This is a genomic window from Microlunatus antarcticus (genome assembly GCF_014193425.1).
In the GTDB taxonomy this organism is placed as follows: domain Bacteria; phylum Actinomycetota; class Actinomycetes; order Propionibacteriales; family Propionibacteriaceae; genus Microlunatus; species Microlunatus antarcticus.
In genome coordinates this window covers 1-23,645 of record NZ_JACHZG010000009.1, presented here as the reverse complement: position 1 = coordinate 23,645, position 23,645 = coordinate 1, and the positions used below count along the sequence as shown (strand labels likewise).

The 23,645-nt window shown below is 72.9% G+C and carries 24 protein-coding genes; 3 read left to right on the top strand and 21 right to left on the bottom strand.

Annotation, left to right across the window (positions count from 1 at the left end; genetic code table 11):
- Positions 1-524: phosphoribosylaminoimidazolesuccinocarboxamide synthase (locus FHX39_RS19755; protein ID WP_332837001.1), on the bottom strand; the 524-nt coding region annotated here is incomplete at its 3' end.
- Positions 525-615: 91 nt separating this feature from the next.
- On the opposite strand from FHX39_RS19755, the gene FHX39_RS19750 reads away from it, so the two are divergent.
- Positions 616-804, top strand: coding sequence for a PspC domain-containing protein (locus FHX39_RS19750; RefSeq protein ID WP_183342488.1), 189 nt, complete (start codon positions 616-618; stop codon positions 802-804).
- On the opposite strand, the gene FHX39_RS19745 is transcribed toward FHX39_RS19750, so the two are convergent.
- From FHX39_RS19745 to purD, 7 genes are all read right to left on the bottom strand, one after another.
- Positions 779-1,945 (bottom strand): alpha/beta hydrolase family protein, encoded by a 1,167-nt coding sequence (locus FHX39_RS19745; protein ID WP_183342486.1) that lies wholly within the window; start codon positions 1,943-1,945, stop codon positions 779-781. The two genes, FHX39_RS19750 and FHX39_RS19745, sit on opposite strands and share 26 nt — an antisense overlap.
- Positions 1,942-2,535, bottom strand: coding sequence for a TetR/AcrR family transcriptional regulator (locus tag FHX39_RS19740; protein ID WP_183342484.1), 594 nt, complete (start codon positions 2,533-2,535; stop codon positions 1,942-1,944). The genes FHX39_RS19745 and FHX39_RS19740 overlap by 4 nt, the downstream gene beginning before the upstream one ends.
- 52 nt (positions 2,536-2,587) lie before the next feature.
- Positions 2,588-3,571, bottom strand: coding sequence for an ABC transporter ATP-binding protein (locus FHX39_RS19735; RefSeq protein ID WP_183342481.1), 984 nt, complete (start codon positions 3,569-3,571; stop codon positions 2,588-2,590).
- Positions 3,568-4,350: an ABC transporter permease gene (locus FHX39_RS19730; protein ID WP_332837000.1), complete on the bottom strand. Its 783-nt coding sequence runs from the start codon at positions 4,348-4,350 to the stop codon at positions 3,568-3,570. Before FHX39_RS19730 ends, FHX39_RS19735 begins: the two co-directional genes overlap by 4 nt.
- A gap of 13 nt (positions 4,351-4,363) precedes the next feature.
- Positions 4,364-5,161, bottom strand: a complete 798-nt coding sequence (locus FHX39_RS19725) for an ABC transporter permease (protein ID WP_332836999.1) — start codon at positions 5,159-5,161, stop codon at positions 4,364-4,366.
- 85 nt (positions 5,162-5,246) lie between these two features.
- Positions 5,247-6,677 carry an adenylosuccinate lyase gene (gene purB, locus FHX39_RS19720; RefSeq protein ID WP_183342469.1) on the bottom strand — a complete coding sequence of 477 codons (1,431 nt, stop codon included), beginning with the start codon at positions 6,675-6,677 and terminating at the stop codon, positions 5,247-5,249.
- The gene (purD, locus tag FHX39_RS19715; protein WP_183342467.1) at positions 6,674-7,927 is read right to left on the bottom strand and encodes a phosphoribosylamine--glycine ligase; all 1,254 of its coding nucleotides are present in this window, start codon (positions 7,925-7,927) and stop codon (positions 6,674-6,676) included. The genes purB and purD overlap by 4 nt, the downstream gene beginning before the upstream one ends.
- A 47-nt stretch (positions 7,928-7,974) precedes the next feature.
- Here purD and FHX39_RS19710 point away from each other — a divergent pair, with 47 nt between their 5' ends.
- A complete protein-coding gene (locus FHX39_RS19710) occupies positions 7,975-9,261 on the top strand; it encodes a glycoside hydrolase family 32 protein (protein WP_183342465.1) in 1,287 nt (428 codons plus the stop codon).
- Positions 9,262-9,345: 84 nt separating this feature from the next.
- Here FHX39_RS19710 and FHX39_RS19705 read toward each other — a convergent pair whose 3' ends face one another.
- From FHX39_RS19705 to FHX39_RS19670, 8 genes are all read right to left on the bottom strand, one after another.
- On the bottom strand, positions 9,346-10,365 hold the full coding sequence (locus FHX39_RS19705; RefSeq protein WP_183342463.1) for a LacI family DNA-binding transcriptional regulator: 1,020 nt from the start codon (positions 10,363-10,365) through the stop codon (positions 9,346-9,348).
- Between the two features lie 74 nt (positions 10,366-10,439).
- Entirely contained in the window at positions 10,440-11,723 is a 1,284-nt protein-coding gene (locus tag FHX39_RS19700; protein ID WP_183342462.1) for an adenylosuccinate synthase, read from the bottom strand.
- A gap of 122 nt (positions 11,724-11,845) precedes the next feature.
- Positions 11,846-12,295, bottom strand: a complete 450-nt coding sequence (locus FHX39_RS19695) for a DUF3151 domain-containing protein (protein ID WP_183342460.1) — start codon at positions 12,293-12,295, stop codon at positions 11,846-11,848.
- 31 nt (positions 12,296-12,326) lie between these two features.
- Entirely contained in the window at positions 12,327-13,352 is a 1,026-nt protein-coding gene (locus FHX39_RS19690; RefSeq protein WP_183342458.1) for a magnesium transporter CorA family protein, read from the bottom strand.
- A gap of 179 nt (positions 13,353-13,531) precedes the next feature.
- Positions 13,532-14,563, bottom strand: a complete 1,032-nt coding sequence (gene fbaA / locus FHX39_RS19685) for a class II fructose-bisphosphate aldolase (protein WP_183342456.1) — start codon at positions 14,561-14,563, stop codon at positions 13,532-13,534.
- 261 nt (positions 14,564-14,824) lie between these two features.
- Entirely contained in the window at positions 14,825-15,403 is a 579-nt protein-coding gene (locus tag FHX39_RS19680; RefSeq protein ID WP_183342454.1) for a hypothetical protein, read from the bottom strand.
- Positions 15,404-15,448: 45 nt separating this feature from the next.
- A complete protein-coding gene (locus FHX39_RS19675) occupies positions 15,449-16,252 on the bottom strand; it encodes a GntR family transcriptional regulator (RefSeq protein ID WP_332836998.1) in 804 nt (267 codons plus the stop codon).
- A gap of 65 nt (positions 16,253-16,317) precedes the next feature.
- Positions 16,318-16,914, bottom strand: coding sequence for a TrmH family RNA methyltransferase (locus FHX39_RS19670; RefSeq protein ID WP_332837002.1), 597 nt, complete (start codon positions 16,912-16,914; stop codon positions 16,318-16,320).
- Positions 16,915-17,012: 98 nt separating this feature from the next.
- Here FHX39_RS19670 and FHX39_RS19665 point away from each other — a divergent pair, with 98 nt between their 5' ends.
- The gene (locus FHX39_RS19665; protein WP_183342450.1) at positions 17,013-17,720 is read left to right on the top strand and encodes a DedA family protein; all 708 of its coding nucleotides are present in this window, start codon (positions 17,013-17,015) and stop codon (positions 17,718-17,720) included.
- Positions 17,721-17,868: 148 nt separating this feature from the next.
- Here FHX39_RS19665 and FHX39_RS19660 read toward each other — a convergent pair whose 3' ends face one another.
- The 5 genes from FHX39_RS19660 to FHX39_RS19640 form a co-directional block, all read right to left on the bottom strand.
- A complete protein-coding gene (locus tag FHX39_RS19660; RefSeq protein ID WP_332836997.1) occupies positions 17,869-18,822 on the bottom strand; it encodes an aldo/keto reductase in 954 nt (317 codons plus the stop codon).
- 42 nt (positions 18,823-18,864) lie between these two features.
- The gene (locus FHX39_RS19655) at positions 18,865-20,118 is read right to left on the bottom strand and encodes an NADH:flavin oxidoreductase/NADH oxidase (RefSeq protein ID WP_183342448.1); all 1,254 of its coding nucleotides are present in this window, start codon (positions 20,116-20,118) and stop codon (positions 18,865-18,867) included.
- Positions 20,119-20,284: 166 nt separating this feature from the next.
- A complete protein-coding gene (locus FHX39_RS19650; RefSeq protein ID WP_332836996.1) occupies positions 20,285-21,142 on the bottom strand; it encodes a LemA family protein in 858 nt (285 codons plus the stop codon).
- A 133-nt stretch (positions 21,143-21,275) separates the two neighbouring features.
- Positions 21,276-21,839 carry an orotate phosphoribosyltransferase gene (pyrE, locus tag FHX39_RS19645; RefSeq protein WP_183342445.1) on the bottom strand — a complete coding sequence of 188 codons (564 nt, stop codon included), beginning with the start codon at positions 21,837-21,839 and terminating at the stop codon, positions 21,276-21,278.
- A gap of 112 nt (positions 21,840-21,951) precedes the next feature.
- The gene (locus FHX39_RS19640) at positions 21,952-23,424 is read right to left on the bottom strand and encodes an NAD-dependent succinate-semialdehyde dehydrogenase (protein ID WP_183342443.1); all 1,473 of its coding nucleotides are present in this window, start codon (positions 23,422-23,424) and stop codon (positions 21,952-21,954) included.
- Positions 23,425-23,645: the final 221 nt, after the last annotated feature.

Genomic DNA, 23,645 nt, shown 5'->3' with positions numbered 1-23,645 from the left:
CCGAAGTCGACGTTCTCGTCGTGCTCGCCGAAGGCGGCCTTGGTCGCCGGCGTGAAGATCGGCTCGGGCAGGCGCGAGCCGTCGACGAGCCCGTCGGGCAGCGGCACCCCGCACACGGACCGGCTCTGCTGGTACTCCACCCAGCCCGACCCGGTGAGGTAGCCGCGCGCGACGCACTCGACCGGCACCATCTCGAGGCGCTCGCAGACGACCGCCCGGCCGAGCACCCGGTCGGGGACGTCGTCGTCGTTGAGCACGTGGTTCTCGACGATGTCGTCCAGCTGCGCGAACCACCACTGCGACAGCTGCGTGAGCACCGCGCCCTTGTCGGGCACGAGGCGGTCGAGCACGAAGTCGAACGCGCTGATCCGGTCGGTGGCGACCATCAGGAGGCCCTCGCCCTGACCTTCGGGCAGGGGGTACGCGTAGAGCTCGCGCACCTTGCCGGAGTGGACCAGCGGCAGGTCCAGGACCTCGGCGAAGCCCCCGAGGGTAGGTACGGAGGGAGACCCTGGCTCGTCCATGATCACGCCACCCTAGCCTGGTGCGGAGGCCCTCCCCCACGGCACAGTGGAGTCAGTCCCACCCACCAGCACGTCTCTCGAAAGGGCTCTCATGGCCTCGCTCTCCCGCCCCCACAACGGTCGCGTCATCGCGGGGGTGTGCGCCGCGCTCGGCAACCGCTTCGGGATGAGCCCCTTCCTGGTGCGAGTGATCTTCGTCGCCAGCCTCCTGCTGCCCGGCCCGCAGTTCCTGATCTACATCGCCGGCTGGATCCTCATCCCCGACGAGAAGCGGTTCTGACCCTCGCCACCCTCCCCTGACGACGCACCGGCCACGCGGCCGCGACCAGCGCCGTCAGGGCGGTGAGCCCGAGGTGCAGGCGGGGGTCGCCGAGCCGGGTCGGCCGCGGCGGCGTCGCCAGCCCCACCAGCGAGACGGGCTGCGCGCCCCGCACCACGTCGTCGGTCGGACAGCCGCGGCGGACCCAGTCCGAGGCCCGCTCGGCCCAGCCGCTCGCGAGCGGCACCCGGTGCCCGGCCCCGCCGACGACCTCCACCCGGCTCCGAGCCCCGGTCGCCTCCCGCAGCTGGTCCACGGCGACCCGGACCGGGAGAGACGAGTCCTCGGCCCCCCACACGGCGTACGTCGGTTGCGGCGCCGCCGCCAGCGCCGGGCGCACGTCGGTGCCCAGGTAGACGACCACCGGGCGCCCCATCGCCAGCAGGGTCGCCGCCGACGACCGCACCGGGTCCGGGGCGGCGGCGAGGCGGCGGTCGACCGTCCAGGCCGCCTGGTCGAGCGGGCTCACGACCGGCGCCGACACCAGGATCGTGAACGCGACGCGGGACGGTGACCGCTCGGCGGCCAGCGGGACGACCCAGGCCCCCTCGCTGAAGCCCAGCAGACCGAGCCGGTCCGGGTCGACGGACGGCTGCCGGGCCACCACGTCGAGCGCTGCCAGCGCGTCGTCGGCCAGCCGCTCGTAGTCGCGCCGGACGACCGAGTAGCCCTCGCGCCGCTTGTCGTACGTGAGCACGACCAGCCCTCCGCGGGCCAGCGCCTCCGCCTCGTCGGCGAGGTCGTCGCGCGTCGTGGCGCCGGAACCCGCGACCAGCACGAGTCCCGGGAGGGTGCCCTCGGCTCCCCGCGGCCGGACGACCCGGGCCCGCAGACCGCCGGCGACGACGGTCTCCGACCGGTCGACGAACGCGTACGGCAGGTGCCGGTCGGGCGGCGCTACGGTGGCCAGCGCGGCGACGTCCAGCGGCGGCAGCACCGGTGGCGGGCGCCACCCCCGCGACGTCGCGAGCGTCACGCCCAGCAGCACGCACGAGGTGCCGACCGCGGTCACCGCCGCCCGGGCGAGCCGACGGCGGACCCGGAGTCGAGGCCGCGCGGCCCGGGGGCCGACGTCGAGGCGGTCGACGCCCGACGAGGTCACGCGGCCTCCCCGGTGAGGTCGAGCAGCGAGGTCGCCCGCAGCACGAGCTCGTGGAGGTCGCCACCCCCGCCGCCAACTAGGTGGTCGTGGGCGAGGGCGCCGCTGAGGGCGAGGGTGGCCAGCCCGTGCACGAGGGCCCAAGCGGCCGCCGCCCTGACCGCGACCTCCTCGCGCCTACCGGGGGCGACGGCGACGACCCCGTCGACGAGCTGCCGGTTGGTCCGGGTCGACGTCGCGACGAGCCCCGGATCCTGCCCGTGCACGAGGTCGGGGGCGTGCATGACCGCGAAGTGGCCGGGGTGGCTGACCGCGAACTGCACGTACGCGGCCCCGACCTCCCGGAAGCCCAGGGGTGCTGCCGTCTCCAGCGCCTCGCCGAGCAGCACGTAGCCCTGGGTCGCCAGAGCCGTGAAGACGCCCTGCTTGTCCCCGAAGTGGTGCCGCGGCGCCGTGTGGCTGACGCCGAGCTCGGCCGCGACGGCCCGCAGGCTGAACGCCTCGGCCCCGTCCCGGGCGACCATCTCCGCGGCGCGGCTCAACAGCTGGGCCCGGAGGTCCCCGTGGTGGTACGACCGTTCGACCAGGCTCATCCGGATAACTTACCGGCGGCAACTTGTCGCTGGCAAGACCTCTGACGAGAGATCAGTCGACGGGCTCCTCGGTGGGTCGGGCGTAGAGCGTCTGCACCACGTCCTCGATCGCGGGCTCGCTCAGGGTCAGGTCGACCACCTCGACCTGCGCGCTCACGTCGGACAGCACCCGCGCGGCCGTCGTCCGGCGCGGGTCGAACGCGAGCCGCTGGCGCTGACCGTCGAGCTCGCTGTCGACGTGGCGCACGTCGCGGACGACGAGGTCGGGGTGCGGGCCGGGCAGGTCGACCACCAGCACCCGGTCGAGCGCCACCGTCTCGGCGAGCCCCGCGAGGGTGCCGTCGTGCACCAGCCGGCCCCGGTCGACCACGAGCACCCGGTCGCAGAGCCGCTCGATGTCGCTCATGTCGTGCGTGGTGAGCAGCAGCGTCGTCCCCGACGCCTCCCGCTGCTCGACCAGGAACCGGCGGAGCCGCTCCTTGCTGATCATGTCCATCCCGATCGTGGGCTCGTCGAGCACGAGCAGCCGCGGCCGGTGGAGAAGCGCCGCCGCCACCTCGCCGCGCATCCGCTCGCCGAGCGACAGCTGCCGCACCGGGGTGTCCAGCAGCCGTTCGAGGTCGAGCCTGTCCACCAGCTCGGCGGAACGCCTGTGCGCCACCCCGGCGTCGAGGCGGTGCAGCGCACCGAGGACGCGGAACGAGTCGCGCAGCGGCAGGTCCCACCAGAGCTGGCTCCGCTGGCCGAACACGACACCGATCTCGGCCGCCAGCCGCCGCCGCTGCGGCACGGGATCCAGCCCGCAGGTGCGCACCGAGCCGGAGGTCGGGACGAGGATGCCCGTGAGCATCTTGATCGTCGTCGACTTGCCGGCGCCGTTCGCCCCGATGTAGCCCACGGACTCCCCGGGCTCGACGCGCAGGCTGATGCCGTCGACCGCCCGAACCTCGGTGCGCTCCCGCCGCAGACGTCCGACCTTCCGCCGCACGACGAAGCTGCGGCGGAGGTCGGCGAGCTCGATGATCGGTCCGCTCATCCGCCGGCTCCGGTGAAGTGGCGTACGCCGCCGCGCCAGGCCAGCGCCGCCAGCACCCAGGCCCACACGGCGAACAGCGGCGCGCACCACCCCAACCAGGCGGGCAGCAGCGCCGGCCCGGGGAGCCCGAGCAGGACGAGGGCTGGCAGGTAGCCGGTGAGCGTCGCCGGGGCGACGAAGGTGAAGAACGCGCGCAGCGGGGCCAGCAGGACGCTGCCGGGCACCTGCCCCGCGTACCCGCCGCCGTAGACGAACGAGTTCGTGATCTCGGCGCCGTCGACCACGAAGAACTGGAGGCCGCCGGCGGCGGCGAAGAGGGCGCCGTAGATCGCCGCACCGGCCAGCGGCGTGACGAGGAGGAGGTAGACCCGTCCTGCGGTCCAGTCGACGTCGGCCAGCGGCACGACGACGGCGAGGATCACCACGCTGGCCACCGCCCGTCCGAGCCGGCGCAGCTGGAAGTCCGAGGCGACCAGCTGCAGCATCAGCGGGAGCGGCCGGACGAGCAGCGCCTCGAGCTGTCCTGCCCGCAGCAGGGTCGGGATGGTGTCGAGCGAGCCGAAGACGAGGTCGGCCAGCGCGAAGCCGAGGTTGGCGAGGGCGTACACCAGGGTGGCCTGGACGAGGTCGAGGCCGCCGAGCACCGGGACCGAGCTCAGCAACGCGTAGATCTCGACGTACTCGATCACCCCGACCCCCGCCGAGGTCGCCACGTCGGTCCAGAAGCTGGCCCGGTAGGCGAGCTGCGACCGGATCCGCGAGGCGACCAGGACGGACACCGGGCTGGCGGTCCTAGCCACCCTGGACGACCAGCCGATGGAGGGCACGGTGCATGACCACGCGGCCGAGGAGGACGAGGCCCGCGAGCCAGGCGGCTTGCGCGAGCAGGACCGGGAGGGCGTCGACGCCCGTCACCCGGCCGCCGAGTACGTCGATCGGGGCCTGGATCATCGAGGGGAACGGTGTCGCGTAGGCCACCGTCCGCAACCAGGCCGGCAGCACGTGCACCGGGACCAGCACCCCGCTCAGGGGGCCGACGAGGACGAAGTAGAAGCTCAGGTAGCCGCGCACGTCGACGGTCCAGAAGGCCACGAGGTTCAGGACGAAGCGCAGGTGGAAGCTCACGCTCACGGCCAGCAGCACGCTGAGGGCACCGAGCGGGTAGGCGAGCCACGACCCGGGCAGCTCGACGCCGACGAGCAGCGCCCCGACGACCAGCGGCGGCAGACCACGAGCCGGGAGCAGGAACGCGGCCCGCCCCAGGTCCCGGGCCCACCAGCCGAGCTGGAGGTCGACGGGGCGGGCGAGGTCCACGGCGATGTCGCCGGTGCGCACCCGGTCGGCGATCTCGCTCCAGGGCCAGATGGCCACGGCGGCGAGGAGACCCTGACCGAGCCAGACGTACGTTGACGCCTGGCCGGTGTCGTAGCCGGCGAGGCGGCCGCCGGCCGCGGAGACGGCGGAGAGCAGGACGCTCGCGCGGATGAGGCCGAAGACCGAGTTGGTGACCACCCCGGCCCACACGGCGAGGCGATAGCTGCTGTAGCGCCGGAGCTCGGCGCCAGCCAGCGCCGGTAGTGCGCGCAGCACGGCGGTCCCCCTCCCCCTCGGCGCGTTCGCGGAGCTCGCGCCGGCCCGTGCCCGGAGGCCCGGTCGGGAGGGAGTGGCTCGAACTCTAGAGGACCGGGCCCGGCTCGTACGCGGCGGCGCGGGGGTGGGTGGCGGCGACGTCGGCGATCCGGGCGACGAGCGTGGCGACCTGGGCCCGGGCGGTACCGGTGAGGTCGATCGGGTCAGCGAGCGCGGCGTCGAGGGCCTCGTGGCTCATGCCCAGGCGGTCGTCGGCGGCCAGCCGGTCGACCAGGTCGTTGCCGCCACCGGTCTCGCGCATGCCCAGCGCCACGGCGACCGCGTGCTCCTTGATCGCCTCGTGCGCGGTCTCGCGACCGGTGCCGTGGCGCACGGCGGCCATCAGCACCTTGGTGGTGGCGAGGAACGGGAGGTAGCGACGCAGCTCGGCCTCGATCACCGCGGGGAACGCGCCGAAGTCGGCGAGCACGGTCAGGAACGTCTCGAACAGCCCGTCGATCGCGAAGAACGCGTCCGGGAGCGCGATGCGGCGGACGACCGAGTCGGAGACGTCGCCCTCGTTCCACTGGTCGCCGGCGAGCTCGCCGACCATGGAGACGTAGCCGCGCACGACGACCGCTAGGCCGTTCACTCGCTCGCAGGAGCGCGTGTTCATCTTGTGCGGCATCGCGCTGGAGCCGACCTGGCCCGGCTGGAAGCCCTCCGTCACGAGCTCGAGCCCGGCCATCAGGCGGATCGAGGTGGCCAGGTTCGACGGGGCCGCGGCAACCTGGGCCAGCGCGGTGACGACCTCGTAGTCGAGCGAGCGCGGGTAGACCTGCCCGGTGCTGACGAGCACGTTCGCGAAGCCGAGGTGCTCGGCGACCCGCTGCTCGAGGGCCGCGAGCCGCTCCGCGTCGCCGTCGACCAGGTCGAGCATGTCCTGCGCCGTGCCGACCGGGCCCTTGATGCCGCGCAGGGGGTAGCGCGCGAGCAGCTCCTCGACCCGCGCGTACGCGACGAGCAGCTCGTTCGCCACCGTCGCGAAGCGCTTGCCCAGCGTCGTGACCTGGGCCGCGACGTTGTGCGAGCGGCCGGCCATCGGCAGGTCGGCGTACTCCGCCGCGCGCTCTCCCAGCCGGACGAGCGCGGAGACGACCCGGTCCCGCACGATCTCCAGCGCCGAGCGGATCTGGAGCTGCTCGACGTTCTCGGTGAGGTCGCGCGAGGTCATGCCCTTGTGCACCTGCTCGAAGCCGGCGAGCGCGTTGAACTCCTCGATCCGCGCCTTGACGTCGTGGCGGGTGACCCGCTCGCGCGCGGCGATGGAGGCGAGGTCGACGTCGTCGATCACCCGCTCGTACGCGGCGATGACCTCGTCCGGGTCGGCCCCGCCGAAGTCCACGCCCAGGTCGCGCTGCGCCGCGAGGACGGCGATCCACAGGCGACGTTCCGCGACGACCTTGTTCTCCGGCGACCACACCGCCCGCATCTCGGGCGAGGCGTAGCGGTTGGCGAGCACGTTGGGCACGCTCATCGCGCGGCCTCCTCGGCGATGTCGTGGCGGTAGAAGGAACCTTCGAGACCGATCCGGGCGATCCCGGCGTACGCGACCTCGCGCGCCGCAGCCAGGTCCGGCCCGGTGCCGACAACCGTGAGCACCCGGCCGCCGCTGCTCACGACGTCGTCGTCCGGCCCGGAGGCGGTCCCAGCCTGGACGACCAGGGCGCCGTCCGCCGCCGCCTCGGCGAGCCCGGTCAGGACGCCGCCGGTCACCGGCGTGCCGGGGTAGTTCTCGGCCGCCAGCACGACGCCGACCGCGGACGCGTCCGACCACACCAGCTCGGGCTCGTCGGCCAGCCGGCCGGTGGCCGCGGCGTGCAGCAGCCCGCCGAGCGGGGTCTCGAGGCGGGCCAGCAGCGGCTGCGTCTCCGGGTCGCCGAACCGGGCGTTGAACTCGACCACCCGCATCCCCGACGACGTGAGCGCGAGCCCCGCGTAGAGGAGGCCGCTGAAGGGCACCCCGCGCCGCGCCATCTCCGCCACGGTCGGCTCGAGCACCCGGCGGGTCACGTCCTCGACCAGGTCGGCGGGCGCCCAGGGCAGCGGCGTGTACGCGCCCATGCCGCCCGTGTTCGGGCCCGTGTCGCCCGCGCCGACGCGCTTGAAGTCCTGCGCCGGCTGCATGGCCCGGACCGTCGTGCCGTCGGTGACGGCGAAGAGGCTGACCTCCGGCCCGTCGAGGTAGGCCTCGACGACGACCCGGTCGCAGCCGGCGGCGTGGGCCAGCGCGGCGTCCCGGTCGTCGGTGACGACGACACCCTTGCCCGCCGCCAGCCCGTCGTCCTTGACCACGTACGGCGGCCCGAACGCGTCGAGCGCCGCAGCGACCTCGTCGGCGTCCCGGCAGAGGCGCGAGGCCGCGGTCGGCACCCCGGCCAGCTCCATCACGTCCTTGGCGAAGGCCTTGCTGCCCTCGAGCTGGGCGGCCGCGGCCGAGGGCCCGAAGCAGGCGATGCCGCGCACGCGAACCGCGTCCGCGACGCCCGCGACCAGCGGGGCCTCGGGCCCGACCACGACGAGGTCGACGCCCAGCCGTACGGCGAGCGCGCTGACCGCGGCACCGTCGAGCGGGTCGACCGCGTGGTTGGTCGCCACCTCCGCGGTCCCGGGGTTGCCCGGCGCCACGTGCACCGCGACGACCTGGGGGTCGCGGGCGAGGGCCAGGGCGAGCGCGTGCTCACGGCCCCCGGAGCCGAGGACGAGGACGCGGAGCGGTGCGGGCACGTTCCGGGAGCCTACTCAGTCGGGCTCGCGAGAACTATGGTGCTGCGATGCCCGAGACCGCGCCCGGTCCTGACTTCCCGTTCCTGCACGTCCGGCCGCGTCGTGGGTGGCTCAACGACCCGAACGGTCTGGCCAAGGTCGACGGGACCTACCACGTCTTCTTCCAGCACAACCCGGACGAGCCGGTCCACGACCGGATCCACTGGGGCCACGCCAGCTCGACCGACCTGCTGACCTGGTCCGAGCACCCTGTCGCGCTCGTGCCGAGGGCCGGCAAGCTCGACGCGGCCGGGTGCTGGAGCGGGTGCGTCACCGACGACGACGGCGTCCCGACGGCGGTGCTCACCGCCGTGCCCGACCAGGCCCCTAACGCCGGCGCGCTGCTCGCCCGCAGCGACCGGTCGCTGCTCCGCTGGACCCCGGGCGACCGCTTCGTCGCCGGCCCGCCGTTCCCCGAGGGCATCGAGGAGGTCCGAGACCCGTTCGTCGTCCGGGTCGACGGGCACCGCTACGTCGTCCAGGGCGCCGGCGCGCGGCACGGTCGCCCGCAGCTGCTGCTCTGGGCCGCCGACGACCTCGAGCACTGGGTCGACCTGGGTGCGCTGCTCACCGACGACGACCCGGTCGCGGCCGTCGTGGCCGAGGCGAACATCTGGGAGTGCCCGAACCTGTTCCGGCTCCCGGACCTCCGGACCGGCGCCGAGCGCTGGGTGCTCGTGCTCTCGCTGTGGCGCTGGGTCGACGGGCACCACCAGCTGGCCGGGGTGCGCTACCTGGTCGGCGACCTGCAGCCGGACGGGCCGGCGCTGAGGTTCGTGGCCTCGTCGGGCGGGGTGCTCGACGACGGGTCGGCCTTCTACGCACCGCAGGTCCTGCCCGACGGCGACCGCGTCCTGGTCTGGGGCTGGGCGTGGGAGGTCGGTCGGACCGAGGACCAGGTCCGCGCGGCAGGCTGGGCCGGCGTGCTCACGTTCCCCCGCGAGCTGTCCCTCGACGACGGGGTGCTCGGCGCCCGACCCGCGGCGGAGCTGCGCGGCCTGCGTACGGGGTCCCTCGAGCCGGCCCCGGACGGGGCCGTGGAGGTCGCCGCGTTCGAGCTTCTCTCCATCTGCACGGCCCGGCTTCGCCTCGTCGACGACGGGCGGGAGCTCTTCGCGCTCGACATCGGCGGGTCGGGCGAGGCCCCGACGACGGTCCTGGTCGACGGAAGCCTCGTCGAGCTGTTCCGCGGTGGCGCGACGCGCACCGAGCGCGCCTACCCGACGACCACGAGCCGCTGGTACGTCGACGCGGACCCGGGCGTGGTCGAGGCCTGGTCGCTCGGTCTGCCCTGAGCGGGTCGGCGCCCAGGAGAACGCCAACCTCTTCGAGGCCCTTCGACAGGCTCAGGGAGCGTTCTCGGCTCAGGGCGTGCGGGCTCAGCCGGCGTTGAGGGCGCGGAGGCGGGGCGGGGCGACGGAGGCCCCCCGGCGTACGGGGCAGACGAAGGTGAGCCGGCGGACCGCCGAGTGGCCGCCGTGGCGGAGCTGGTCCACGAGGAGCTCGAGGGCGTGGGTGGCGATCACCGGGTCGGGCCGCTCGACGAGGTCGACGCTCGGGACGAGCCGGGCGGCCAGGTTCTCCCCGTCGTCCAGGCTCACGAGCGACAGGTCCTCCGGCACGCTCAGCCCGACGTCCGACGCGGCCAGCAGGACCCCCAGGGCCAGGCGCTCGTGCGTGCAGACGAGGGCGCTCGGCACCTGGTCGGACTCCAGGAGCTCCCGTGCCGCGCGGTAACCGTCGTCGATCGAGTGCCCCGCACGGACGACGACGGGGCGGGCCAGGCCGGCGCCCTGGGCCGCCCGCTCGACCCCCTGCACGCGACGTTCCGAGGCGAGGCCCTCGCGACCGGCCACCACGCCCAGCTCGCGGTGGCCCGACTCGATCAGGCGTTGCGCGGCGCTGGCCCCCGCCCCCACCTCGTCGGGCACGAGCGACGAGGCGCCGAGCGACGGGTCGAAGCAGTTGACCATCACGGTCGGGACGTTGGACACGGGCTCGGGGACGGCGAAGTCGGCCAGCTCCGGCGCGACGACCATGAAGCCGTCGACCCGGCGGTCCAGCAGCGCGTCCACCTGCCACGGCCGCTCCTGCGCGTCCACCATCATCAGCAGGTAGCCGGCGCTGCTGGCGGCCCGGTAGACCGCCCCGAGCAGGGCCAGCGGCATCTGGCGGTGGTCGGGCCAGGTCAGCACGCCGATGGTCTCCGTGCGCTTGCTGCGCAGGCTGAGCGCGACCGCGTTCGGGGTGTAGTGCAGCTGCAGGGCCGCGTCGCGGACGGCCTCCTGCTTGACCCGCGAGATGTTCCCGTCGGCGCGGCCGTTGAGCACCAGCGAGACCGCGCTCCGCGAGACGCCCGCCAGATCGGCGACGTCCTGAGCAGTGGCGCGGCGCGTCATGCCGCCAGCCTAGAGAATAATTTCCTTCGACGCCCGCATGAATCGGGCGTGGACGGGTAGAGCGAGACGTCCGGTCACAGCAGCGGCCGGATCACGATCGACTGCTCGCGGTCCGGGCCGACGCCGATGCCGGAGATCGGCGCCCCGCAGAGCTCCTCGAGGCGCTTGACGTAGGCCTGCGTGTTCTTGGGCAGGTCGTCGAACGAGCGGCACCCGCTGATGTCCTCGCTCCAGCCGTCCAGCTCCTCGTAGACTGGGACCGCGCGGGTGAACTCGCCCTGGGTCAGCGGCATCGAGTCGTGGACCACGCCGTCGACCTCGTAGCCGGTGCAGACCGGGATCCGCTCCCAGCCGGTGAGGATGTCGAGCTTGGTCAGGAAGATGTCGGTGAAGGCGTTCGCCCGGGCGGCCGTACGGACCACGATCGCGTCGAACCAGCCGCAGCGCCGCGGCCGACCGGTGGTCGTGCCGAACTCCGCGCCCGCCTGACGCAGCCGCTCGCCGTCCTCGTCGAGCAGCTCGGTCGGCATCGGCCCCTCGCCCACGCGGGTCGTGTAGGCCTTGGCGATGCCGATGACGCGGTCGATCCGGGTCGGCCCGACCCCGGTGCCCACGCAGGCGCCGGCCGCGACCGGGTTGGACGAGGTGACGTACGGGTACGTGCCGTGGTCGACGTCGAGGTGGTGCGCCTGCGCGCCCTCGAACAGCACGACCTGACCGGCGTCGAGAGCGTCGTTGAGGACCCGGGAGACGTCCACGACGTGCGGGCCCACCCGGTCGGCGAAGGACAGCAGGTGCTCCGTGACCTCGCCGGGGTCGATCGCGCGCCGGTTGTAGATCTTGGCCAGCAGGTGGTTCTTCTGCTCGAGCGACGCCTCGACCTTCGCCGCGAGCAGCTCGGGGTCGAAGAGGTCCTGGACGCGCAGGCCGATGCGGTTGACCTTGTCGGCGTACGCCGGGCCGACGCCGCGCCCGGTCGTGCCGATGCGGCGCTTGCCCAGGAACCGTTCGGTCACCTTGTCGATGACCTGGTGGTAGGGCGCGATCAGGTGCGCGTTGGCCGAGATCTGGAAGTTCTCCGCGTGGACGCCCCGGGCCTCGAGCCCGTCCACCTCGGAGAACAGCACGTCGAGGTCCACGACCACGCCGTTCCCGATGACGGGGACGCAGTTGGGGTTGAGGATGCCCGAGGGCAGCAGGTGCAGCGCGTAGCGCTCGCCCCCCACGACGATCGTGTGACCCGCGTTGTTGCCGCCGGAGTAGCGGACGCAGAAGTCGACCCGGTCCCCCAGCTCGTCGGTGGCCTTGCCCTTGCCCTCGTCGCCCCACTGGGACCCCACCACAACGATGCCCGGCATGTGATCGCCGCCTTTTCGAGACGCACGTCCGCGCCGACGAAGTGAAGTCCCTCAGGCGGGTGCCTGGGGGACTCTTGCGCTCGGACTTTACCGGACCGGGGGCCCGTGCGCGATCCGCCGGTCTAGTGCTTGGAGAGGGCCGCGTACGCGGTGCCCGACGAGTCGCGCAGGAACTGGGCGCAGCGCTCCTCCTCGACCAGCTCGCCGAAGCGGCCGGCGGCGACGGAGAGGGCCCAGAGCGCGCGGAGGAAGCCGCGGTTGGGCTCGTGCTCCCACGGGACCGGCCCGGCCCCGCGCCAGCCCGACTTCCGCAGCGCGTCGAGGCCGCGGTGGTAGCCCGTCCGCGCGAAGGCGTACGCCTCGACGTCGGCGCTGTCGGTGCCCTGCGCGAGGGCCCGCTCGGCGAGCAGGGCCCAGGCCAGCGACGACTCGGGGTGCGTGCGCACCGCGGCGACGACCTGCGCGGGGTCCGGGGTGCCGGCCAGCTCGGCGGCGGCCGGGTCGACCGGCAGCAGGGTGTCGGGGGTGCCCGGGCCGTGCGCCATCAGGTTCTCTCGGGTGCGGTCGCTCATGGTGCGAGGTTAGTGACCCCCACCCCCACCCTCAGACCCAGCGCTTGACCTTGAACACCACGTAGAGCACGGCCGCGACGACGACCATCAGCGCGAGCGCGACCCAGAAGCCGGCGCGCGTGCTCTCGAGCGGGAAGGCGACGTTCATCCCGACGAAGCTGCTCACCAGGGTCGGGACGGCGATGATCGCCGCCCAGCCCGAGAGCTTCTTCATCGTGTCGTTGCCCTGCGCGTCGGACAGGGAGAGGCTCGTCTGCACGACGGCCTGCAGCGACTCCCGCAGCGCGTCGACGCCGTTCGCGACCCGGGTGTGCCGCTCGTCGATCATGGTCCAGCGGCGCCGGACCTGGGTCGCGCCGGACGTCTTCTTGCCCGCGGGGGTGGGCGGGTTGGCCGCGGCGTCGGCCATCACCGTCCGCATCGGGTCGGTGACCCGGTGGAGCTGCGACAGCACCGTGCGGAGCCGGAACGCGCGCAGCTGCTCGGGCCGGCTCAGCGGCTCGAGGGCGAAGAGCTGGCTGGCGAGCGCGTCGCTGGCCTCCTCCATCCACGTGACCACGTTCTCGTAGGTGTTGAGGACCGCGATCATCAGCTCGCGCAGCGCGGCGTCGGTGCCCCCCGTGGTGAGCACGTCGGCATGGGAGGTGAAGAGGTCGTTCGGCCGGAAGTCCGGCGTCGGGTCGACGAGGCAGATGAGGATGCGCTCGGTCACGACCACCGACATCGGGTGGCTGCGGAGCTCGACCCGCTCGCGGTCGAGCGCGACGACGTTCGTGGTGATGATCCGGGCGGGCCCGACCTCCTCGAACTTGGCCCGGCCGTCCTGCGCGAGCAGGTCCTTGATCACCAGGCCGTCGAGGCCCATGGCCTCCGCCGCTCCGCGCAGCTCGCGCTCGCCGTAGCCGTCGCCCTTGGGCAGCACCCACCACGCGTACGCGTCGGAGTGCATCTCGAGGACGTCACCGAGGTCCTCGCCCTGCAGGTCCTCTGCGATCACACCCCGCGGCGTCCACACCCGGGACAGCGGCGCTGGCCCGGAGCGGACGTCGGTGGTCACGTGCTCCAGCCTAGAGAGTGCCGGCCCGCCGCCGACGGCGGCGCCACACCCCTCCCCCGCCCCGGCTTCCCCGCAGACGAAGAAAACGCTGACTCCCGACCGGTCCACGCGCAGCGCGGGTGTCGGGAGACAGCGTTTCCTCGAGCAGGAGGGTCGACGCCGTCCGGCGACCCCTGGGATCAGCTCTTGGCGGTCAGGGAGGTGCCGGAGCTGCGGAGGTGCTCGCAGGCCTCGACGATGCGCTTGGCCATGCCGGCCTCGGCCAGCTTGCCCCAGGCGCGGGGGTCGTACGCCTTCTTGTTGCCGACCTCGTCGTCGACCTTCAGGACGCCGTCGTAGTTGGCGAACATGTGGCCGGCGGCCGGGCGGGTGAACGCGTACTGCGTGTCGGTGTCGATGTTCATCTTGACGACGCCGTAGTCGACCGCGGCCTGGATCTCCTCGAGCGTGGAGCCGGAGCCGCCGTGGAAGACGAGGTCGAACGGGTTCGGCTTGCCGACCTTGTCGCCGACCTGCTGCTGGATGTCCTTGAGGACCTCCGGACGCAGCTTGACCGACCCGGGCTTGTAGACGCCGTGCACGTTGCCGAAGGTCAGCGCGGTCAGGTAGCGGCCCTGCTCGCCGGTGCCAAGGACCTCGACGGTGCGCAGGCCGTCGCCGACGGTCGTGTAGAGCTTCTCGTTGATCTCGTGGCTGACGCCGTCCTCCTCGCCGCCGACGACACCCACCTCGATCTCGAGGATGATGTTGGCCGCCGCGCACTTGGCGAGCAGCTCCTCGGCGATCTGCAGGTTCTCCTCGAGCTCGACGGCCGAGCCGTCCCACATGTGCGACTGGAACAGCGGCAGGCCGCCGTTCTTGACGCGCTCGGTGGAGATCTCGAGCAGCGGCCGGACGAAGCTGTCCAGGTTGTTCTTGGGGCAGTGGTCGGTGTGCAGCGCGACCGTCACCGGGTAGTTCTTGGCGACCTCGTGGGCGTACGTCGCGAGCGCGACCGAGCCGGTGACCTTGTCCTTGACGGTCGGGCCGGACGCGTACTCCGCGCCGCCGGTGGAGATCTGGATGATGCCGTCGGAGCCGGCCTCGGTGAAGCCCTGCAGGGCGGCGTTCAGCGTCTGCGAGGAGCTGACGTTGATCGCGGGGTAGGCGAAGGAACCCGCCTTGGCCGCGTCGAACATCTGCGCGTAGACCTCAGGAGTGGCGATGGGCATGGGTGCCCCTTTCGGTTGTCGGCCTGTGTCGGTCGTGCTGGACCTGTCACCACCTCAGGGCGATGACCATCCGGTCCAGTCTGGCAGGAGCAGGCGTGTGCGGGCGACGCGGACTACCAGCTACCCCGCCCTCATGAGCGTCGGGTAGGGAGCGCCCCCTCTGGTGTCTGGACGACGAGGGAGTCACGACAACGCTTCTCCGTCGTGACGAGCGAGGAGGAAGACACCAGATCCCGGGGCAGCGACCGGGCGCGGATGAGACTAATTGTCCAGGCGGGAGAGGTCGACACCCTGGCGTCCGGCGGAGTAGGCCCGCGCCGTGCCGTCGAGCGTCGCCGGGTGCACGACCACCTGGTCGAGCGGGACGAGCCCGACCGCCCCGGCCCGGGTGCGCAGCCGCAGCCGGTCCGCCCGGGCGATCCCGCCGGGGACGACCTCGAGCCCCTCGACGTCGGTCCAGCGGGCGAAGGCGTTCGCGACGACGACGCCGGGGCGGCCCATCCGCACGGCGATGCCCGCCGGCACCGTCCGGAGCTCCTTGCGCGCGCGCAGGAAGCCCAGCAGCACGACCAGGGTCCAGACGAGCGTGAGCCCGAGGACGATGCCGGAGAAGACCCAGTACGCCCCGCCCTGCTCCGCGATCGTGCGGTGCTGCCAGGCGTAGATCCCGCCGAGGATGGCCAGGCTGATCGCGAGGCTGATGAGTCGACCGATCAGCCGGCGGCGGCGCTTGCCCACGGTCTGGGCCAGGGTCTGGGGGTCGTACGGCAGCAGGAGCTCGGCGATGGGTCCGACGGGGACGGGTCCGGCCGGCCCGGGTGCCACGCTCGCGAAGCTCACGCCTCCATGGTGCCCGACGCCGGGAGCGCCCGGGTCGGGTCGTGCTCAGCTCTCCCGGGGCCCGCGCGGGGTGATCGCCATGTGGATCCGGTAACGGTCGGCCCGGTAGGCCGACGTCGCCAGCTCGACGACCCGGTCGCCGGCGTAGGTGACGCGTTCCTGCACGAGCATCGGCGCGCGCTTGGCGATCCCGAGCACGCGCGCCTGGTGCGCGTCGGCGGCCTCGGCCCGGACGGTCTGCTCGCCGCTGGTGACGACGACGCCGTACTCGCTGGCGAAGACGTCGTAGAGCGAGCCGAGCTCGCGGTCCAGCAGCCCGGGGAAGAGGGCCGACGGGTAGTTGCCGACCTCGTACGCCATCGGGGTGCCGTCGGCGGTGCGCAGCCGCTCGACGCGGACGACGTTCCGCCCGGGCCGGATGCGCAGGCCGTACGCGACCTCGTCGTCGGCGGGCTCCTCCCGCGCCGAGAGCACCACCGTGGCCGGCAGCAGGCCGCGGTCGCGCATCTCGCGGGAGAAGGAGGTGAGGTGCAACCGCGAGTCGACCTGCGGACCGGTGACGTAGGTGCCCTTGCCGTGCACCCGCTCCAGGACGCCGCCCTCGACGAGGTCGGCGATCGCCTGGCGGACGGTCACGCGGCTGACGCCCAGCCGGGTCACGAGCGCCCGCTCGGACGGGATGGCGTCGCCAGGCGAGAGCTCGGAGTCGATCTCGTGCTCGAGGATCCCGCGGACCTGCGCACGCTTGGTCGGCGTCACCGAGGCCGGGCGGCTGTAGTGGTCGGACAGCGCGCTCGAACGACGTTCCTGGGCCATCTCGGGGACCTCCTCGTCCGGCGGACCAGCCACGCCGAGTGGTCTGGACCAGTACGGACCAGTATGCGTGGCCCGTGGGGCGCTCGCACAGGGTCCGCTCAGCCCGGGTCCTCCCCCGCCCACCGTCGCGACCAGTGGTACATCGCGATCGCCGCGGCCGCGCCGGCGTTGAGGGAGCGGGTCGAGCCGTGCTGGCTGATGGCCACGAGGCGGTCGCAGGCGGCCACCATCTCCGGGGTCAGCCCGGGGCCCTCCGAGCCGAAGACCAGGCAGCAGGACCGCGGCAGCTCGGTCGGCTCCAGCGGCACCGCGCCCGGGAGGTTGTCGACCCCGACCAGGCTCAGCCCGGCCGCCCGCGCGGCTCCGACCAGGCCCTCGACGTCCGCGTGGTGCTCCACGTGGAGGTAGCGGTCGGTGACCATCGCGCCGCGACGGTTCCAGCGGCGGCGCCCGACGATGTGCACGGCCGCGACGTTGAAGGCGTTGGCCGTGCGCACGATGGAGCCGATGTTGAAGTCGTGCTCCCAGTTCTGGATCGCCACGTGCAGCGGCGCGCGCCGGGTGTCGAGGTCGGCGACGATCGCGTCGAGGCGCCAGTAGCGGTAGCGGTCCAGCACGTTGCGCCGGTCGCCGGCTTCGAGCAGCTCGGGGTCGAACCACGCCTCGGTCGGCCACTCGCCCTCGTACGGGCCCACGCCGGGCCCGACGGTCGGGTCCGGGGCGGGCACGTCCGAGGAATCGGACGCGTCGTCGTACAGCGGGCGCACAGCATCCGACGGTAGCGTCTGCTCACGTGACCGCTGACCTCGTAGGCCTGCTGCCGCTGCTGCTGCCGTCCTGGATGGACCCGGAACAGCTGGTCCGGTCCTTCGGGCCCTGGGCCCTGTGGGGGGTCGCGTTCGTCATCTTCGCCGAGTGCGGGCTGTTCGCCATCCTGCCCGGTGACTCCCTGCTCTTCACCGTCGGGCTGCTCACCGCCGCCGGCGTCGTGCCGCACTCGATGGTGTTCGTGTGCGTCGTGCTGACCGTCGCCGCGGTCGCCGGGAACGTCACCGGCTACTGGCTCGGGCGCCTGATCGGCCCGCCGCTCTTCAAGCCGCGCTCCGGGATCGTCGGGCGCATCCTCAACCCCAAGTACGTCGTGCAGACCCACGCCTTCTTCGACCGCTACGGCTCCCGCGCCCTGGTCCTGGCCCGGTTCGTGCCGATCGTGCGGACGTTCGTGACTCTGGTCGCCGGCGTCAGCCGCATGGACTTCCGCAAGTTCATCGGCTACACCGCGATCGGCGGCGTCCTGTGGGCCTGCGGCGTGACGATCCTCGGCTACTTCCTCGGCAACGTCGAGGTGGTCAAGAACAACATCGACGCCGTCCTCGTGCTGATCGTGCTCGTCTCGCTGATCCCGATGGGCATCGAGTTCCTGCTCCACCGCCGCCGCGTCGCACGCGAGGTCGACGAGGTCGTCAGCCCCGACGCCCCGGCGCGGACGACGACCGACTGAGGCGTCTCCGCGGGGGCCTCGGGCCTCGTTCGGATCAACCGCCCCACGCGTCGCAGGATTTTCACGTTCACGTGAAAGACCCCCGCCGACCACACCAGATCTGGTGCGGTCGGCGGGGGTTTCCCGTGCAGAGCGCGGCCCGCCGGGCTCAGTCGGTGAGGCGGCGGAGCTCCGCGAGGTCCTCGCTCGTCGGCACCCAGGTGCCGGCCTCCACGTTGCTGCGGACCTGCTCGACCGACGTGGCGCCGGCGATGACGGACCCGACGGTCGGCATCGCCGCCAGCCCGCCGACGGCGACCTGGAGCATCGACGCGCCACGGTCGGCCGCGAACTTCTCCAACGCCTCGATCGTGTCGAAGTCCGCCTCGGCGACCCGGTCCGGCTGCGCGGCCAGTCGGCTGCCGGCCGGCGCGTCGGCCCCCCGCTTGTACTTGCCGGTCAGCAGGCCCGACGCCAGCGGGAAGTACGGCAGCAGGCCCTTGCCCGTGTGCTCGAGCGCCGGGACGAGCTCGGCCTCGATGCCACGGGAGAGCCAGGAGTACTCGGACTGGTCGGACACGAAGGTCTCGAGCCCGCTCGTCTGCGCCGTCCAGTCGGCGTCGAGCACCTGCCAGCCGGCGAAGTTCGACGAGCCGAGGTAGCGCACCTTGCCCTCCTGCACCAGGTCGGTGAGCACGGCGAGCGTCTCCTCGATCGGCGTGAGCGGATCGGGCATGTGCATCTGATAGAGGTCGATCCAGTCGGTCTGGAGGCGCCGCAGGCTCGCCTCGACCGCGAGGCGGATGTAGCGCCGGGACCCGCGAACGCCCCAGTCCGGGCCGTTCGATCCCTTCATGTCCGCACCGAACTTGGTCGCCAGCACGACCTGGTCCCGCTTGCCCTTGAGCGCCGCGCCCAGCAGGGTCTCCGAGCCCCCGGCATTGCCGTAGATGTCGGCGGTGTCGAAGAGGTTCACGCCGGCCTCGATGGCCGCGTCGACCACCTTCGGCACGTCCTCGTCGGCCATCCGGGCCCCGAAGTTGTTGCACCCGATCCCCACCACCGAGACCGTGAGGCCGGAGGTGCCGAGCTGTCGGTAGGTCATCTGCTGAGCGTCAGTCACCACTCGACGCTAGCCCCCGCCGACAGCCGGCCCCGGGCGGCCTCAGGCGGCCACGTGCAACGGAGCCCCGTCCAGCGTGGCCGCGCCGGGCTCGACGTCCGCACCGGTCGCCACCTTCGGGCCCTGGGTCTGCACGGCCGCGGCGGCGGGCGCTCCGGCGGTCTCCTCGCTGACCATCGGGAAGCCGAGCGACTCCTGGTCGGCGCGGAGGTTCCGCAGCCACCAGCCCCAGTCCTCGGGCACCAGCCCGAACGGGTTGTCGTAGCCGAGCTCGCGGGCGGCCCAGACCGGCCAGTGCGGGTTCGACAGCGCGGGGCGTCCCAGCAGCACGAGGTCGATCAGCTCGTTCTTGATCACGTCGTCGGCGTTCTGCGGCTTGCCCAGGTTCCAGCTGGCCGCGACGGGGATGCCGACCTCGGTGCGGACCCGGTTCGCCCGCTCCACGAACGCGCGGGGCTGGTTGAAGATCATCTCGTGCATGTCGTCGGTGTTCCCGCCGAAGGAGAGGTCGGCGAGGTCGAGCCCGTGCTCCTTCATCCAGCCGATCGCCACCACGGAGTCGTCGAACTGGGTGCCCTCCGGGTTCAGGTCGTCCGACCCGAGCCGCATGGTCAGCGGGATGCGCTCGGGCACGACCGCCCGGACGGCGTCCAGGGCCTCGAGGTGGAACCGCGCCCGGTTCGCCAGCGAGCCGCCGTACTGGTCGGTCCGGTGGTTGGCCAGCGGGGAGAAGAACGACGAGCCCAGGTAGCCGTGGGCGTAGTGCATCTCGATCCACTCGAACCCGACCTCGACCGCCCAGGTGGCCGACTGCGCGTACGCGCGGTAGAGGTCGTGGATCTCCTCGACCGTCAGCTCCTCCGGGGCGTAGGGCATGTCCCCGCCGTACGCGATCGCCGAGGGTCCCTTGGTCTGCCAGCCCTTGGGGTGGTCCGGCGGCAGCATGTATCCGCCCTCCCACGGGGTGACCAGGCTGCCCTTGCGCCCGGTGTGGCCGAGCTGGATCGCGGGCACGCCACCCATCGACGTGATGATCGAGCAGACCCGGGCGAGGCCCTCGAGCTGCGACTCGTCGTAGATCCCGGCGCAGCTGACGGTCGTCCGGCCGTCGGGGGTGATCGCGATCTGCTCGGGGAACACCAGCCCGAAGCCGCCGGCGGCCCGCGCCCCGAGGTAGGAGACGTGGTAGTCGTCCATCTTCCCGTCGACGGAGCGGTACATCGTCATCGGCGACATCCCGATGCGGTTGCGCAGCGTGACGCCCTTGATCGTCAGGGGCGAGAAGAGGTGGGGCATAGGAGGACCTCCGAGTCGTGCTCGACCGCCGGCCGGGGAGCGTTGGTCCTCACTCCAGCAAGCGTCGGGCACGGCCGCGTGACCGTCGGGTAAGCCCTCCGTAACGGTCCCCTCACGCGCGCCCAGGCTCCTCGTGAGAGCGCAGCCCGGACGGCCCGGGGCCGCCCTACGAGGTCTGCGGCGGCTGGTAGCCGCCGGGGCCGGGCTGACCGCCCGACTGACCGCCCGGCTGCGCCTGACCGTTCTGCGGCGGCTGGTAACCGCTCGGGCCCGCCTGGCCCTGCTGGGGCGGCGGGGCGTACGCCGGGGGCGTGTAGCCGCCGGAGGCCTGCGGGTCCGGGAGCTGGTCGTCGGGGCGCTGCGCCGGCGGCAGCGACTGCTGCTGCGGCGGCTGCTGGAACTGCCCGGGCTGGTCGCCCTCGCCGCGGTAGGCGATCTCGCCGAAGCTGACGCTCGGCGCCTGGCGCACGGCCGGGTCGTTCACCTCGAAGTACGTGGCCTTCTCGAAGTGGGCGATCCCCGCGATGATGTTGCTCGGCACGGACTCGACCTTGGTGTTGTACGCCGCCACGTTCGCGTTGTAGTAGCGACGACCGTTCGCGATCCGGTCCTCGGTCTCCACCAGCTGCGACTGCAGGGCGAGGAAGTTCTGGTTGCTCTTGAGGTCGGGATAGGCCTCGACGCTGACGATCAGGTTGCGCACGGCGCCGGAGAGCTGCTCCTCCACCTGCGAGCGCTGGGCGCTCGGCAGGCCGCCGCTGTCGGACTGCGAGATCTGCGCGGCCTGGTTGCGCAGCCGGGTGACGTCCTCGAGCGTGTTGCGCTCGTGGGCCGCGTACGCGCGGACCGTCTCGACCAAGTTGGGCAGCAGCTCGTAGCGCCGGTTGAGCTCGACGTCGACCTGGCGCCAGGACTCCTGGATGGTGTTGCGGCCCTTGACGAAGCCGTTGTACATCGAGAAGCCGACCAGGGCGAGGATCACCACCAGGACGAGCAGGATGATCACGATGACGATCGCGGACACGGTTCCTCCCGGGGTTCGGTCGGTTCAGGCTACGGGTTGACCGGTCCGCCCGACACAGACCTTGGTCACCGGTCGGCTCGCGGTGATCATCGGGCCGAACCCCGGGTGATCTTCGCGATGGTCCGCGCGACGATCAGGACAGCCCGAGGTCGGCCGCCGACACCGCCCAGCGGTAGTCCAGGCCCTCGGCCAGCACGCGTTCGCGGGCGCCGGTGTCCCGGTCGACGACGACGGCCACGCCGACCACCTCGGCGCCCTCGGCCCGCAGCGCCTCGACGGCGGTGAGCGCGGACGCCCCGGTCGTCGAGGTGTCCTCGACCACGAGCACCCGCCGCCCGGCGACCGGGCTCCCCTCGATCCGGCGCTGCAGCCCGTGCGCCTTCTCGGACTTGCGGACCACGTACGCGTCGAGGACCTTCGCCTCCGCGGCGGCGGCGTGGAGCATCGACGTGGCGACCGGGTCGGCGCCGAGGGTCAGCCCGCCCACCGCGTCGAACGTCCAGTCACCGACCAACGCGCGCATGACCCGTCCGATCACCGGCGCCGTCAGCCCGTCGAGGGTCACCCGGCGCATGTCGACGTAGTAGTCGGCCTCGCGTCCGGACGACAGCGTCACGCGGCCGTGGACCACGGCCAGCTCCGCGATGCGGCGGATGAGGAAGACGAGGTCGTCGGGGTCCGGGCGGGGTGCGTTCACGCTGCCCGACCCTAGCGGCGCGCGGCCGCCCCGTCCTCCCGGCCAGTGGTCGCTCCGGCCTCGATCTGGGGCCTCAGGAGCCCCCGGACCGACCACTGTCCGGAGAGAGCGACTAGGCCCAGGGGTCGGGGACGAGCGTGTAGCGGGTGTCCAGGTACTCGTTGAGGCCCTCGAGGCCGCCCTCGCGGCCGAGCCCGGACTGCTTGACCCCGCCGAACGGCGCGGCGGCGTTGGACACGACGCCGGTGTTGAGGCCCACCATCCCGGTCTGCAGGGCGTCGACGAGCCGCAGGCCGCGGGCGAGGTCGCGGGTGTACGCGTAGGCGACCAGTCCGTACTCGGTGTCGTTCGCCAGGCGTACGCCCTCCGCCTCCTCGTCGAACGTGGCGATCGCCAGCACCGGGCCGAAGATCTCCTCGCGCAGGATGCGGCTGCCGGGTCGTACGCCCGTCACGACGGTGGGCGCGTAGAACGTGCCCGGCCCGTCGACCGCACGGCCGCCGACGACGATCTCGGCCCCGTGGTCGACCGCGTCGCCGACCAGGGCCCCCGCCTTCTCGCGCGCGGCCTCGTTGATCAGCGGACCGATCTGGACGCCGTCCTCCGTGCCCCGGCCGACCCGCATGGCCTCGACCCGGGCGGTGACCTTGGCGGTGAACTCGTCGGCCACCTCGGCCGCGACGACGAACCGGTTGGCGGCGGTGCACGCCTCGCCCACGTTCCGGAACTTGGCCAGCATCGCGCCCTCGACGGCCGCGTCGACGTCCGCGTCGGCGAAGACCAGGAACGGTGCGTTCCCGCCCAGCTCCATCGACGTCCGCAGGACGCCCTTCGCCGCCTGCCCGAGCAGCCGCTGCCCGACCGGCGTCGAGCCGGTGAAGCTGAGCTTGCGCAGGCGCGGGTCGGCGATGATCGTCCCCGAGACGGCGCCCGGGTCGGTCGTCGTGACGACGTTCACCACGCCGGCCGGGAGACCGGCCTCGGCGAGGACGCTCGTCAGCAGCAGGGTCGTCAGCGGGGTGAGCTCGGCCGGCTTGACCACGGCCGTGCACCCGGCCGCGAGGGCGGGCCCGATCTTGCGCGTGGCCATGGCCAGCGGGAAGTTCCAGGGCGTGATCAGGTGGCACGGCCCGACCGGGTGGCGGGACACGATCATCCGGCCGGTGCCCTCGGGGTTGGTGCCGAACCGCCCCGCGATGCGGACGGCCTCCTCGGAGAACCACCGCAGGAACTCGTTGCCGTACGTGACCTCGCCCCGGGCCTCGGCCAGCGGCTTGCCCATCTCCATCGTCATCAGCAGCGCGAACTCGTCGGCCCGGGCGCGGACCGCGTCGAAGGTCCGGCGCAGGATGTCGGAACGTTCCCGGGGCGGTGTCCGAGCCCAGGACCCGGCGGCCTCCACGGCGGCGTCGAGCGCGGCCGCTGCGTCGTCGGCCGTGCCGTTGGCGACCTCGGCGAGCACCGACCCGGTCGCCGGGTCCTCGACCGAGAACGTGGAACCCGCCGTCGCCGGCCGCCACTCGCCTCCGACGAACAGGCCCGTCGGGACCTTCTCGAGCAGTGCCTTCTCCGCCGCGACCGTCATCGTGCGCCCCCTCCGGGCTCGTCCGTGTGCCCGACGATAAGACGGTTGCGTTTCGAACTTCCCGCGGGAGCCCCGGAACTGGCACACTGACGACCGCGTGAAACTCGTTCGAACCGGGTTCGTCGGATCCGGGGTCGTGGATGACTGATCGGATCAACGGCGTGCGGCACAGAGACCTGGTGCGGCAGCCTTCCGCAGCGGGCGGAAGTGCTGCCCTGGTC

Coding starts and splice junctions, on each gene's coding strand:
- FHX39_RS19750 (WP_183342488.1), top strand. CDS start 616: ATGGCCTCGCTCTCCCGCCCCCACAACGGTCGCGTCATCGCGGGGGTG.
- FHX39_RS19740 (WP_183342484.1), bottom strand. CDS start 2,535: ATGAGCCTGGTCGAACGGTCGTACCACCACGGGGACCTCCGGGCCCAG.
- FHX39_RS19735 (WP_183342481.1), bottom strand. CDS start 3,571: ATGAGCGGACCGATCATCGAGCTCGCCGACCTCCGCCGCAGCTTCGTC.
- purB (WP_183342469.1), bottom strand. CDS start 6,677: ATGAGCGTGCCCAACGTGCTCGCCAACCGCTACGCCTCGCCCGAGATG.
- FHX39_RS19710 (WP_183342465.1), top strand. CDS start 7,975: ATGCCCGAGACCGCGCCCGGTCCTGACTTCCCGTTCCTGCACGTCCGG.
- FHX39_RS19705 (WP_183342463.1), bottom strand. CDS start 10,365: ATGACGCGCCGCGCCACTGCTCAGGACGTCGCCGATCTGGCGGGCGTC.
- FHX39_RS19700 (WP_183342462.1), bottom strand. CDS start 11,723: ATGCCGGGCATCGTTGTGGTGGGGTCCCAGTGGGGCGACGAGGGCAAG.
- FHX39_RS19695 (WP_183342460.1), bottom strand. CDS start 12,295: ATGAGCGACCGCACCCGAGAGAACCTGATGGCGCACGGCCCGGGCACC.
- fbaA (WP_183342456.1), bottom strand. CDS start 14,563: ATGCCCATCGCCACTCCTGAGGTCTACGCGCAGATGTTCGACGCGGCC.
- FHX39_RS19655 (WP_183342448.1), bottom strand. CDS start 20,118: ATGCCCCACCTCTTCTCGCCCCTGACGATCAAGGGCGTCACGCTGCGC.
- FHX39_RS19640 (WP_183342443.1), bottom strand. CDS start 23,424: ATGACGGTCGCGGCGGAGAAGGCACTGCTCGAGAAGGTCCCGACGGGC.